Genomic DNA, 12,128 nt, shown 5'->3' with positions numbered 1-12,128 from the left:
CAGGCGAGGGTAACCAAGCTAAGCGCTTTGCTATCGGTATCATTCGTTGGATCGATAATGAGCGATAGTTGTGTTTGCCAGTACCAATTGACCGACTCGACCGATTTCGTGCAATCGCCGAACGGCGATACCGTCTCGGGTCATATCTTGAGCATCGGTAAAGGCATTCAGCCAAGTTTCCGCATCGGCTTTATTCGGTGCTTTAAACGATAAATAGTTGTCAGCATAGGTGGGGGCACAAAAGGCCAGCGTTGATCCCAATAGCAGTCTTTTCATAATGTCTCGTTAATAGCTTGATGATTTAGTTTGGGTTGCCGTTTGCATTTGGTTGAAAACCTCTAACAGCTGAGCAATCTCTTCTTCCGTTGACCGAGAGGCGATTTGTGGCTTGCCCCGGATTTTCGCTTCGGTCCAGTCGACAGCTTCGCCTGATCCCCAGGATAGCAGCGAGGCCAAGGTAAACACCAGCAAGCTGCGTGTCGTGCCACGGGGCAAATCTTGCTTATCCAGCAAAGTTTGGGCACGTTTGGCTACCCAGATGAATACGAGGGTGGTAATGATCAGGTTCCAGATGGATGGTAAGGTAAACAAATTCACTCCAACTTTTTAACTTGTGGCAAAACCAGCCTCTGCTCTATTTAGTCAGGGTTTAGGCTACTAGCGCTTATTACTACCGGAGGCTTGGTCGTAATGCTTTTGGGCAATATGATCGATAACGACCAAGTGATAACCTTACGCTACTCACATAACTTAAAGGTATCTGAAAAATGAAAAAACTGACTTCGGCTCTTATTCTGGCTGGCTCAATATCAGGCGCGCAAGCATCGACTTTACTTACCAGCACTTTTACTGCCGATAACGCCTTTGAAGAGTACATCAGCTCCAGCGCAACCTCGATTAGTAGCGCTGCTATCCTAAGCGGCAACAATTGGGGCAGCACGTATTCTTCGGTCGACAACCTAACCACCACGTCTGTTTCCTATCTGATTTTAAAAGTCACCAATCAAGGCGGCCCGGGTGCAGCATTGGGTACTTTTACGCTGTCGAATAACGAATACTTATTCGGCAATGGCGCAAATACTATTTCAACTGGCGGTACCGGTTGGAGTATGTACTTAGATTCGCTGGCGAATCCGGCATCCCCGATTGTCGCAGAGGGTGCCAATGGAATATCGCCCTGGGGCTTCCACTCCGGTATCGATTCCAGCGCGCAATGGGTTTGGTACTATAACAGTATCAATACCAATGGCGCAGGAGCATGGGGCAGTGATAATAGTACCGTTTATTTGGTCACTTCAATTACGCCAGCCGCTGTACCAGTGCCTGGTGCGATCTGGTTTATGGGTACCGGATTACTGGGTTTCCTGGGCCTGAAACGTAAACAGGCCTGATATTCTTCGTCCTTTGCGGCTGCCCCGTTTGAGGTGGCCGCCAATTAACTTCGTTGGCGGTCACCGATCAGGGCATATTACTAGGTCACCCCTGCAAAGCCTTCAACAAGCCCTGCAATTTATCATTAGCGTCGCCGAACAACATACGGGTGTTGTCATGCACGAACAGCGGGTTGCCGACGCCGGCGTAACCCGATGCCATCGAGCGTTTCAAGACGATAGTGGCAGCACTTTTCCAGCATTCCAAAACCGGCATGCCGGCTATGGGGCTGTTAGGGTCGTCCAAGGCTGACGGATTGACGATGTCGTTGGCGCCTATGACGATGGAGACATCCACATGCGGAAAGTCTTCGTTGATTTCGTCCATTTCAAAGACTATGTCGTACGGGACTTTCGCTTCTGCCAACAAGACGTTCATATGCCCCGGCATGCGGCCAGCCACTGGATGGATGGCAAACCGGACTTTTTTGCCGCGACCGGTCAGCAATTTGGTGATTTCGTTGACCGTGTGCTGCGCTTGCGCCACGGCCATGCCATAGCCGGGGATGATTACGATGTCTTTAGCATCCAACAATAACTGCGCGGTTTCTTCAACTTCAATGGGCTGCACGTCGCCGACTACTTCTGCCGCTTCACCACCCGCGCTACCGAAACCGCCGGCAATCACGCTGAGAAAGTGTCGATTCATCGCCCGGCACATGATGTAACTTAAGATCGCCCCGCTGGAGCCGACCAAGGCGCCGGTGACGATCAGTAAGTCATTGCTAAGCATGAAGCCCGTAGCCGCAGCCGCCCAACCGGAATAGCTGTTGAGCATCGATACCACCACCGGCATGTCGGCGCCGCCGATGGCCATCACCATGTGTACGCCAAATACCAAAGCAATCACCGTCATAATCGCCAGCGGCAGCATACCGCCACCACTTTCTGCCGCGCTCAGAAAGCTGCCGCCCAAAATCACGGTAACGACCAGCATGGCCAGGTTTAGCCAATGCCGTGCTGGCAACAACACCGGCTTGCCGCTGATGCGACCGCAGAGCTTGCCGAAGGCGATCACCGAGCCGGAAAAGGTCACCGCACCGATAAATATACCGATGTAGGTTTCCACTTCGTGGATGGTTTTTTCGGCGCCGACCAAACTGTTGGAATGATCCATGGCGTTGGCGTAGCCGACCAATACCGCCGCCATCCCGACCAAGCTGTGCATCAATGCCACTAACTCGGGCATCTGCGTCATTTCCACTTTGGCGGCGGCTTTGGTGCCGATGAAGCCACCGATCAGCAAGGCAATCGTGAGTATGACGTAGGCGGTCACACTACCGCCGAATACCGTGGCTGCAATCGCAATCGCCATCCCGGTCATGCCGTAATAATTGCCGCGTCGCGCCGTGTCCTGCTTACTTAGACCGCTGAGGCTGAGAATGAATAGAATCGAGGCCGCGATGTACGCCATCGTAACTAGACCGTTTGACATGTAGCTCTCCTTATTTTCTAAACATTTCAAGCATGCGGCGCGTCACGAGAAAGCCGCCGGCAATATTGATGGACGCGATCAGAATGGCCACCGCCGACAAAATACCGATTATCGAGTCAGGCGAGGACACCTGCACCAGAGCACCGATGACAATAATGCCGCTGATGGCGTTGGTCACGCTCATTAAGGGCGTGTGCAGTGACGGTGAGACATTCCAAATCACTTGGTAACCGACGAAACAAGCCAGTACAAATACCGTGAAGTGCGATAAAAACGACGTAGGTGCCGTCGCGCCGACCGCAAAGAACACCAGAGCAGCCAAGGCAATCGGCAACCATTGCTTTATCGGTTCAGGTACCAAAGATTTGGTTTCCACTGCGGCGGCGGCTTCGGCTGCTGCCACTTGTTTGGGGGCAGCGGACAGTTTGGGCGGTGGTGGAGGCCAGGTGATATTGCCTTCCTTAATCACTGTCGCGCCGCGTATCACCTCGTCTTCCATGTTGATGACAGTGTTGCCGTCTTTGTCAGGGGTAAGGTCGGTGAGCAGATGCCGCAGATTAGTGGCGTAAAGCTGGCTGGATTGATTGGCCAAGCGGCTGGGTAAATTGGTGTAACCGATGATAGTCACATCGTGTTTGACCACTACCTGATTTTTCTCGGTCAATGCACAGTTACCGCCTTGTTCGGCGGCCAAGTCCACGATCACACTGCCGGGTTTCATCGACGCGACCATTTCAGCGGTAATCAGTTCGGGAGCGGGTTTGCCGGGGATCAAAGCGGTGGTGATGATAATGTCCACTTCCTTGGCTTGTTGGGCAAACAAAGCCATCTCGGCTTCGATAAACTCCTTCGACATGGTCTTGGCGTAACCGCCGGTGCCGGAGCCGTCTTCCTGAAAATCCAGCATCAGGAATTCGGCGTCCATACTTTCGATTTGTTCTTTTACTTCCGGACGGGTATCGAAGGCGCGGACAATGGCGCCCATGCCTTTCGCAGCACCAATCGCAGCCAGACCGGCTACACCAGCACCAATCACCAAGACCTTGGCGGGAGGGATTTTTCCGGCAGCGGTGATTTGACCGGTGAAGAAGCGGCCAAAATGTTGCGCGGCTTCTACGATGGCCCGATAACCGGCGATATTGGCCATGGAACTCAGGGCGTCCATTTTCTGGGCGCGGGACATGCGCGGCACGCTGTCCATGGCCAACACAGAGACTTTTTTGGCGGCCAATTTTTGCATTAGTGCTTCGTTTTGCGCCGGCCAGATAAAGCTGATCAATTGCTGGCCTTCGCGCAGCAAGTCGGCTTCGTCGATAGCCAGTTGCGGATGAAATTCGGGAGCGCGGACTTTCATGACAATATCGCTGTGTTGCCATAATTCCTGCGCTGTGGCGACCACTTGCACGCCGGCCGCACGATAAGCATCATCGGAAATATTGGCATTGTCGCCGGCGCCGCTTTCCACCAGTACTTCAAAACCTAGTTTGATGATTTTTTCAGCGGCCTCGGGCGTGGTAGCGACGCGCTTTTCGCCGTCGTGAACTTCTTTTGGAACACCGATCTTCATGATTTCTCCTAAGGTTTGGAGGGGAATAACGGATTGTTGGTAGGCTGAAAAGCCAGCGGGCGAGGATAGGGGATTGACTCGGTTTTATCAATTGTTTTCTGTGAGTTCAATTAATTACGCTAGAATCCTAGAGTCTGCTTAAGCCAACTAAAAGAACAATGAAAATATTGGTGGTCGATGATAGTAAAGTGATCAGGCAGCTGGTTGCGGAATGTTTAAAGGAAATGGGGCATGCGGTGTCCTATGCGGAAAACGGTTCCGAAGCCTTGCAATATGTCGCCGACCAAGACGTGGATTTAATTTTGATGGATGTGGAAATGCCCTTGCTGAGCGGTTTTGAGGCCACGAAAGCCATCCGCGAGCTAAAAAAGGCCGATTGGTTTCCCATCATTTTTTTTACGATGCACGACGATGATGAGTCGTTCGTTAACGGTATTTTGGCCGGCGGCGACGCCTATCTGCCTAAGCCGCTAAATCCTACCCGTTTGCGATTGACAGTGATCGCGATGGAACGTATTTATGTGATGCGGCAAAAGCTGCAAACCACTCAGCGGGAATTGCAGGCCGCCAATCGGGAATTGGAGCGTTTGTCATTGCGCGATCAATTAACCGGCTTGGGCAATCGCCGCCATTTCGATAGCAATCTTGCCATGCAGTTTGCGCTGTCCCGTCGCAATAAAACGCCGTTGTCTTTGATTATTTGCGATATCGATCACTTTAAGAAATATAACGACACCTTAGGGCACCCGCAAGGCGATGGCTGTTTGATTGCGGTGGCGAAAGTTCTCACGGAGCAATTGGAGCGTAGCAGTGATCTCATTTGTCGCTACGGTGGCGAGGAGTTCGTGGCGATCCTGCCCGATACGGCTTTGCAAGATGCCCTTAAGCTTGCTGAAAATATTCGCCGGCAAGTTTTTGAAAAAAACATCGTTTACGGCGACACCGAGACTCAGTGCGTTAGCCTGAGTTTGGGCGTGGCAACCTATGTCGGCCAATATAGAACCGCGCTGGAGATGCTGGAGGCGGCAGACGCCGCTTTGTACAAGGCCAAGCAAAGCGGCCGTAACCGGGTGGAGTTCAATTAAAACCGTGTATCGAGCCAAAGATTTTATTAAAACCGCGGAAGGACTGATTTTCGCGGTCGTTGTGCAGGGCCAGGAAAATGGGAAGGTCCTATGTTTTCTGCGTTACCTCTGTTTGGAGGGCGTTTGGCGCAAGGTCGACACCGCATTGGCGAACCAACATCTTGAGCAATATTGCCCTCAGTATCTGCATTATTCGGCACTGCTCGATGCGCATTTACACGCCGTGCCCAGTGCCGCTATTGTTCGGCATTATCAGCCTCAAAAAATATTGCAAAGTTTGTTGGCTGAGGAGCCCGGCGATCCGGTATTGGCCGATTTGCATAAACTGTGCGGCTTGTTTCGGTCCAATGGCTTGGACCTTAGCCGTTTCGGCGTGACCGGCTCGCTGCTGGTGGCTATGCAAAAACACAGTTCCGATATTGATTTGGTGTGCTACGAGCGTGGCGAGTTTCATCGTGCGCGCAATATCGTCCAAGCCTTGATTGCCGAAAATCGTTGCCAGGCATTAAACGATGAAGACTGGTTGGAGGCTTACCAGCGGCGAGCCTGCGATTTTGCCTTTGACGAATATGTCTGGCACGAGCAGCGCAAGTATAACAAGGGCATGATCAATGGGCGCAAATTCGATTTGTCGCTGGCGGTCGCCGATCCGGAAGCACAGGATAAAAGCTATCGTAAACTGGGCTTCATCACTATCGACGCCGAAGTGTGTGAAGACCAATTCAGTTTCGATTATCCCGCTCGGTTTGCCATCAAGCATCCCCAAGTTGATAGCGTGGTGTGTTTTACCGCCACTTACAACGGCCAGGCACAAATCGGCGAACGGATTCGCGTGGCCGGGCAGTTGGAAGTCGATCAAGACGGTGTGCAGCGCATAGTAGTCGGTTCGAATCGGGAAGCCATAGGCGAGTTTATTAAGGTCGTCCGGTGACAGATCGGCATTGGCGGGCGGTCATTTTCGATATGGACGGTTTGGTTTTGGATAGCGAACCGACTTATGTTCAAGCCTGGCGTGCCGCTGCTGATGAGCTTGGTTTTGCGATGCCGGCCGAATTTTGGGATAGCTTGTCCGGTTGCTCCGGAAAATTAGTGACTCAGCGTTTGCAGGTGCATTGTGGGCTTGGTTTCAATCTGGACAAGTTTAAACATTTAAGTAGCGATTATTGGCTCGCACATGTGCAGCAACACGGTATCGCCGTAAAGCCCGGTTTTTTTGCCGTGTTGGAGGTATTGGCTCAGTACCAATTGCCGTTCTGTCTGGCCACTAATAGCGCGCTGGCGGCGGCGCAACAATGCCTGGCCTGGGCCGGATTGATGGATGTTTTTTCTTATATCGTTGCCGGCGATATGGTGGCTGCGGCAAAGCCGGCGCCGGATATTTTTTTGCGCGCTGCCGCAGAATTGGCTCAACAGGTTGAGGACTGTTTGGTGTTGGAGGATTCGCCTACCGGCGTCCGCGCCGCTTTGGCTGCTGGGGCGTCTTGCGTCTTCGTGCCGTCGTTACAGCCGGCGGATGCCTGGGCTGTCGAACACGCCGATTTTCTCATGGACGATCTGCAGCAAGTGGCTGATTTTATCTCGGCCCGCCAACATCATCCGCTATAATGCCGGCTCCTTAGTATTTGACGGAATCCAGGTGGTGAAAGCGCGGTACCAATCAGTGACGGTCATAGCACCGGCTCGCTTGCATATGGGCTTTATCGATTTGAGCGGGGCTTTGGGGCGGCATTTCGGTAGCATCGGTTTGGCGCTGAACGAAATCAATACCCAGCTCAGCATAACCGCCGCGGATACCCTGCAAGTCAGCGGTCCGTCCGCCGAGCGTGCTCTGAAATGTACCCGGCAATTTTCTCAGCTGCTGGGCGTTTCCGATGCACTTAATATCACTATCGACCATGCCATTCCTGAACATATTGGCTTAGGGTCCGGTACGCAAATGGCTCTGGCTGTTGGTGCGGCGTTGAATGCTTTTTACGGTTTGGATCTGTCGGTGCGGGAAATAGCGCAACTCTCTGATCGCGGTGCGCGTTCTGGTATTGGTATCGGTATCTTCGAAACAGGCGGCTTGGTTGTGGACGGCGGTCGCGGACCGGATACCAAAACCCCGCCCATGATCGCGCAAATGGCGGTGCCGGGAGACTGGCGGTTTATTTTGGTGTTTGATCAACGCGGCCAAGGTTTGCATGGCGAACAGGAGGTCAGCGCTTTTCAGCAATTGCCGCCGTTTCCGCAAACCCAGGCCGAGCGCTTATGTTACTTGCTATTGATGCAGGGTTTGCCGGCGTTGGCTGAACGTAATCTTAATAAATTCGGCGAAGTGATTACTGCGTTGCAGCAGGCGGTGGGCGAACACTTCGCGCCGGTGCAGGGTGGGGTGTTTACCAGTCCGGATGTTGCGGCAGCGATGGCTAGTCTGGCTGAGCACGGCGCGGTGGCGATAGGTCAAACTTCGTGGGGGCCGACCGGATTTTGCGCGGTTGCCGATCCGCAACGCGCGGCAGATTTGTTGGCGCAGTTGGAACGGCAATTTGCTGCATCGCCGTTGAGTTTTCTGGTGGCTAGCGCCCGAAATCAGACCGCCGAAATTATTCTTAACTAGCCCATGCTTCAGTCGAGCACGTGCTCGGCGTGATCTTGGTTTTGTCTATTGTCAGTCCATTCGGCACTGAGTCTATCGCCGCTATTTGCTATTAATCTAAACGTAAAAAACGGATTTTTGGATAGGCTGCCGGCCATATTGGTGGTTAGGATTAGTTGATCGTTTAATTTAACCAGTAACCGCTCGATAAAATGCGCCGGAATCAATTCGCCGTTGGCGTTGCGATTGCGGCCGTTTTCCATCGGGTGCGTGATCAGCAATTTAACTTCCGTATAGCCATCGCGCCGTTGGCTTCTGATTTTTATACTGTTGGCCATATCAACCTGTTCCGCAGCCGCCGTGCATCACATTAACCCAGCGGCTGGTGCGCAGTAGCGCGCCGTTGTGTTCTGCAAGCAAAATCACGTTGCAAGATTCCGCTAATTTAATCCGCGCCGTGAGCAGGGGTGCGATGAGTGGTGTGAGTTCGAATTCCGCCAGCAGCGGCGTGGGATTTTTATCGGCGAATAGATACAGTTTCTCGATGCCTTCCAGCTCGCTGGTAATGCTGACCGGTACCACCGCGCCATCTTCAGCAATCTCGGGCAGGATCAAATTGAGTTGGTTGCTGTTTGTCACCGTTCGCTGATCGATAAGTTGCGTGTAAAGGGTGATGAAGTCGTCGGCGGCAAAATGCGTTGCCAACCTCTCGGCAAGGACGTTTGCGAATTTGCCGGTCAATAAAGCCGCGGTCAGCAAAATACCGGAGTGCTTTAGAAATAGGCGGCGACTAGGCATAAAATTCAACAACCATAAAAAGTTTGATGTATATCAAAAAATATAAGCTTCCGTTTGTTATCTTTTGCTCCGTTGAAATTTTTTTCAGCACCACCATCACAAACAACAAAAGGAAGGTACAAAATGAGTGAAGTACAAGAAAAAGATAATTTCTGGCTCTATATCGTCATTGCTGTCGTACTGGCGGCTGGCGCCGTACTGATGGTAAAAAATGCCGAGCATGATAAATATGCTACTGCGGCAAAAAATATCGCCGAAGACTCCGCCAACTCAGCTTACCGCAATGATGTACTTCACAGCGGTGGCACGAAAAGATAAGCGCTTTGCAAAGGTTCGGGAAATGTAATCTACGTTTCCCAAATTCGCGGATTTTGGTGGGGCATCCGGGCCCCGTCAAAATCCGTTTCTGTTTCTGCTAGTCGTTGAACAATACCGTTGCTTTCAGCAAGGCGATGGCATTGGCCATGCCAACTTCCAAGTTTTTCTCGATCTCGGCCATGGTGATTTCACCCTCTACCACACCAGCCGCCCAATTCGCAACCACCGAGATGTTGGCATAAGCCAAACCCAGTTCCCGTGCCAACGCGGCTTCCGGCATGCCCGTCATGCCCACCAAATCGCAACCGTCGTTAGCCATACGTTTGATTTCGGCAACCGTTTCCAGCCTTGGCCCTTGGGTGCAGCCGTAAGTGCCTGATGGGGTGAGGGAAATGTTTGCCTGTTGCGCGGCTTGAATAATTCTGGCGCGTAAGGAGGGTGTATACGGTTCGGTGAAATCGATATGCGTAACATGCTCCAGATCGTCGGCAAAAAACGTATGTTCGCGGCCATAGCTGTAGTCTATCAGTTGATCCGGAATGGCAATAACGGCTGGAGCCATCTCGGTACCTATTCCCCCAACTGCTGCAACGCCGATAATCTCGGTAACGCCTAGTTGTTTTAATCCCCAGATATTAGCCCGGTAGTTGATCTTGTGCGGTGGGATTCGATGCGGATTGCCGTGTCTGGCCAGGAACACCAATTTCTTCCCATTTAGCTCACCCAGCAAATAAGGCGCGGATGGCTCGCCGAAAGGTGTGGTCAGGCGTTCCTCACCGGTGATGGTGAGTGCTTCGATTTGGGTGAGGCCGGTGCCGCCGATGATAGCTAATGTCATAGTACTTCCTTGCAGGCAAATACGCCTGGCGCATTTCTAAGATAACCCTTGTAATCCATGCCGTAACCAAACAGATAATGATTGGCGACAGTGAGGCCGATAAAGTCGGGCTTGATAGGTTTGGTGATTTGCAGGTCTTTGTCGAACAGCGCAGCGGTATAAACGGTGCTGGCGCCTTGCTCTTGGCAATATTCGACTATCGCTTGTAAGGTATGGCCTTCGTCGAGAATATCGTCCACTACCAATACCGTGCGGCCGGCCAATGGCGTGGTCGGTTTGAACAGCCAATGTATGTCGCTGCCTGAGGTGGCGTTGCGGTAACGACTGGCGTGGACGCTATCCAGATTTAACGGAAAGTCCAGACGCGGCAGTAACTTGCCAGTGGCGATGATGCCGCCATTAATGACGCACAACACCAAGGGATTACTGTCTTGCAGTTTATCGGTGATCGCCGCCGCCATGCTATCCAACGCAGCTTCGACTTCGTCGGCGCTGTGCAGCAAAAGTGCTTGCTGTTTAACAATGCCGATTTCTTCAAGCATGGGATTCATAAAACTCCGTGATTTGTTTGGAAATGGTTTGCCATTTGTCGCTTTTTGCCAGGGCGTCTTTATCGAGCTGGCATTTGCCGCGCATCGCTTGCAGGCGTTGCTCGCGTTTGCTGTTTTGGCTGATAGGCAGCTTGTCCAGCACTTGTTCGGCGGCTGCCGAATTGTTGCAAACCAGCAGCATATCGCAGCCGGCTTGCTGGGCAAGACCGGCGCGTTCGGTGAAGTCGCCTATGCTCGCCGCACCTTCCATACTTAGATCGTCGCTGAAAATGGCGCCATCAAAGCCCAGTTCGCCGCGCAGAATGGTCTGTAACCAGAAACTGGAAAAGCCCGCTGGATAGCGGTCCACTTGCGGATAAGCCACATGAGCCGGCATGATCGCTTCCAGGCCTTGCGCTATCAGTTGTTTGAAAGGCAGTAAATCTTGCCGGCGGATGGTTTCCAAGTCGCGCTCGTCGACCGGCAAGGTCAAATGTGAATCCAGCGCCACCGCCCCGTGGCCGGGGAAATGTTTACCGGTGGCGGCCATGCCGGCCGCGCGCATGCCTTGCCGAAATGCGCCGGCCAGTTCTGCGGCTGATTTTGCGTCTTGGGAAAACGAGCGGTTACCGATGATCTCGCTAACCCCGCAATCCACATCCAATACCGGCGCGAAGCTGAAATCCACATCCACGGCCAGCAGTTCGCTGGCCATCAGCCAGCCGGCAGCTTCGGCCAACTCAGGTTGCTCGGCGTAAAAAGCCGCCGCCGGCAGGCGGGTAAAGCCATTTTGAAAGCGTTGCACCCGGCCACCTTCCTGATCGACGGCGATCAGGATGTCACCGTTGCGTGCAGCGCGGATCTGTTTGATTAAGTCAGCGACTTGTCGAGGATTGTCGTAGTTTCGGGAAAATAGGATTAAGGCGCCGGTATTGGGATGAGCGATTTTTTCTTTGTCCAGCGCACTGAGGCTGTGGGCCTCGATGTCGATCATGACCGGGCCGATAGCTTGTGGTTTCATGGTGTCAAATGGCGAAATTGGAATATACTTTTGGTGTAGTCACTACATTATATGAGGAATCCGTGCGAACATTTATTTTGTTGATCAGTTTGATGCTGTTGCCGGCGATGACCTGGGCGAACTCCGGCGAGAAAAAAGCCGACGAAAGCGCCGGGCCGGTCATTGAGTATCTGGAGATGAAACCCAAGTTTACCGTCAATCTGGCCGAGCCCAAAAAATACCTGATGTTGAACGTGCAGTTACTGGTGGAAGGTGCCGATCATTTGGAAGTCATCAAAAAGCACATGCCGGTTCTGCGTCATGAAATGATAATGATGCTTAGCGGCATGAAAAGTGCCGACCTGCAAAGCATGGAACAGCGCGAAGCCTTACGCTTGAAAACCAAACAAGTGATAACTGATCTGTTGAGCAAAATTCAAAATAGCGACGGTTTTCGTGATGTGTTTTTCTCGGAGTTTTTAATTAACTAGACGCCGCGGTCATTATTGTCCCAAACAAAACTAAGGCTTGCAGCGATGCGAGCTTTTT

Annotated in this window: 16 protein-coding genes; 7 read left to right on the top strand and 9 right to left on the bottom strand. The window is 52.4% G+C overall.

What is annotated here, in order from left to right; all coding sequences use genetic code 11:
• Positions 1-39 precede the first annotated feature (39 nt).
• Together DDY07_RS09610 and DDY07_RS09605 are read right to left on the bottom strand one after the other, a co-directional pair.
• Complete coding sequence (locus DDY07_RS09610; protein WP_171695722.1) at positions 40-276, bottom strand: hypothetical protein; 237 nt, start codon at positions 274-276, stop codon at positions 40-42.
• A 9-nt stretch (positions 277-285) separates the two neighbouring features.
• Positions 286-591, bottom strand: coding sequence for a hypothetical protein (locus DDY07_RS09605; RefSeq protein WP_171695721.1), 306 nt, complete (start codon positions 589-591; stop codon positions 286-288).
• Positions 592-767: 176 nt separating this feature from the next.
• Here DDY07_RS09605 and DDY07_RS09600 point away from each other — a divergent pair, with 176 nt between their 5' ends.
• The gene (locus DDY07_RS09600) at positions 768-1,391 is read left to right on the top strand and encodes a hypothetical protein (RefSeq protein ID WP_171695720.1); all 624 of its coding nucleotides are present in this window, start codon (positions 768-770) and stop codon (positions 1,389-1,391) included.
• 85 nt (positions 1,392-1,476) lie between these two features.
• On the opposite strand, the gene pntB is transcribed toward DDY07_RS09600, so the two are convergent.
• Both pntB and DDY07_RS09590 read right to left on the bottom strand, forming a co-directional pair.
• On the bottom strand, positions 1,477-2,865 hold the full coding sequence (gene pntB, locus DDY07_RS09595; protein ID WP_171695719.1) for a Re/Si-specific NAD(P)(+) transhydrogenase subunit beta: 1,389 nt from the start codon (positions 2,863-2,865) through the stop codon (positions 1,477-1,479).
• Between the two features lie 10 nt (positions 2,866-2,875).
• Positions 2,876-4,432 (bottom strand): Re/Si-specific NAD(P)(+) transhydrogenase subunit alpha, encoded by a 1,557-nt coding sequence (locus DDY07_RS09590; RefSeq protein WP_171695718.1) that lies wholly within the window; start codon positions 4,430-4,432, stop codon positions 2,876-2,878.
• A gap of 158 nt (positions 4,433-4,590) precedes the next feature.
• On the opposite strand from DDY07_RS09590, the gene DDY07_RS09585 reads away from it, so the two are divergent.
• From DDY07_RS09585 to DDY07_RS09570, 4 genes are read left to right on the top strand one after another with little or no spacing between them, the layout of a single operon-like run.
• Positions 4,591-5,517, top strand: a complete 927-nt coding sequence (locus DDY07_RS09585) for a diguanylate cyclase (protein ID WP_101051944.1) — start codon at positions 4,591-4,593, stop codon at positions 5,515-5,517.
• 4 nt (positions 5,518-5,521) lie between these two features.
• Positions 5,522-6,448 carry a hypothetical protein gene (locus DDY07_RS09580; RefSeq protein ID WP_171695717.1) on the top strand — a complete coding sequence of 309 codons (927 nt, stop codon included), beginning with the start codon at positions 5,522-5,524 and terminating at the stop codon, positions 6,446-6,448.
• Positions 6,445-7,122, top strand: coding sequence for an HAD family phosphatase (locus DDY07_RS09575; RefSeq protein WP_171695716.1), 678 nt, complete (start codon positions 6,445-6,447; stop codon positions 7,120-7,122). Before DDY07_RS09580 ends, DDY07_RS09575 begins: the two co-directional genes overlap by 4 nt.
• Positions 7,123-7,177: 55 nt before the next feature.
• Positions 7,178-8,116, top strand: a complete 939-nt coding sequence (locus DDY07_RS09570; protein ID WP_367650867.1) for a beta-ribofuranosylaminobenzene 5'-phosphate synthase family protein — start codon at positions 7,178-7,180, stop codon at positions 8,114-8,116.
• Between the two features lie 8 nt (positions 8,117-8,124).
• Here the strand turns inward: DDY07_RS09570 and soxZ are convergent, their stop codons facing one another.
• A complete protein-coding gene (gene soxZ / locus DDY07_RS09565) occupies positions 8,125-8,433 on the bottom strand; it encodes a thiosulfate oxidation carrier complex protein SoxZ (protein WP_171695714.1) in 309 nt (102 codons plus the stop codon).
• Between the two features lies 1 nt (position 8,434).
• Positions 8,435-8,893: a thiosulfate oxidation carrier protein SoxY gene (locus DDY07_RS09560; protein ID WP_171695713.1), complete on the bottom strand. Its 459-nt coding sequence runs from the start codon at positions 8,891-8,893 to the stop codon at positions 8,435-8,437.
• Positions 8,894-9,016: 123 nt separating this feature from the next.
• On the opposite strand from DDY07_RS09560, the gene DDY07_RS09555 reads away from it, so the two are divergent.
• The gene (locus DDY07_RS09555; protein ID WP_033156590.1) at positions 9,017-9,211 is read left to right on the top strand and encodes a hypothetical protein; all 195 of its coding nucleotides are present in this window, start codon (positions 9,017-9,019) and stop codon (positions 9,209-9,211) included.
• 97 nt (positions 9,212-9,308) lie between these two features.
• On the opposite strand, the gene DDY07_RS09550 is transcribed toward DDY07_RS09555, so the two are convergent.
• The 3 genes from DDY07_RS09550 to nagZ are packed head-to-tail and all read right to left on the bottom strand — an operon-like array spanning position 9,309 to position 11,600.
• Positions 9,309-10,049: an S-methyl-5'-thioinosine phosphorylase gene (locus DDY07_RS09550; RefSeq protein ID WP_171695712.1), complete on the bottom strand. Its 741-nt coding sequence runs from the start codon at positions 10,047-10,049 to the stop codon at positions 9,309-9,311.
• Entirely contained in the window at positions 10,046-10,591 is a 546-nt protein-coding gene (locus DDY07_RS09545; RefSeq protein ID WP_171697761.1) for a hypoxanthine-guanine phosphoribosyltransferase, read from the bottom strand. Before DDY07_RS09545 ends, DDY07_RS09550 begins: the two co-directional genes overlap by 4 nt.
• Positions 10,584-11,600 (bottom strand): beta-N-acetylhexosaminidase, encoded by a 1,017-nt coding sequence (nagZ, locus tag DDY07_RS09540; protein WP_253734451.1) that lies wholly within the window; start codon positions 11,598-11,600, stop codon positions 10,584-10,586. Before nagZ ends, DDY07_RS09545 begins: the two co-directional genes overlap by 8 nt.
• A gap of 62 nt (positions 11,601-11,662) precedes the next feature.
• On the opposite strand from nagZ, the gene fliL reads away from it, so the two are divergent.
• On the top strand, positions 11,663-12,070 hold the full coding sequence (gene fliL, locus DDY07_RS09535; protein ID WP_033156742.1) for a flagellar basal body-associated protein FliL: 408 nt from the start codon (positions 11,663-11,665) through the stop codon (positions 12,068-12,070).
• Positions 12,071-12,128: the final 58 nt, after the last annotated feature.

Source organism: Methylomonas sp. ZR1 (assembly GCF_013141865.1).
Lineage (GTDB): Bacteria > Pseudomonadota > Gammaproteobacteria > Methylococcales > Methylomonadaceae > Methylomonas.
This window is presented reverse-complemented; position numbering and strand designations above follow the sequence as displayed.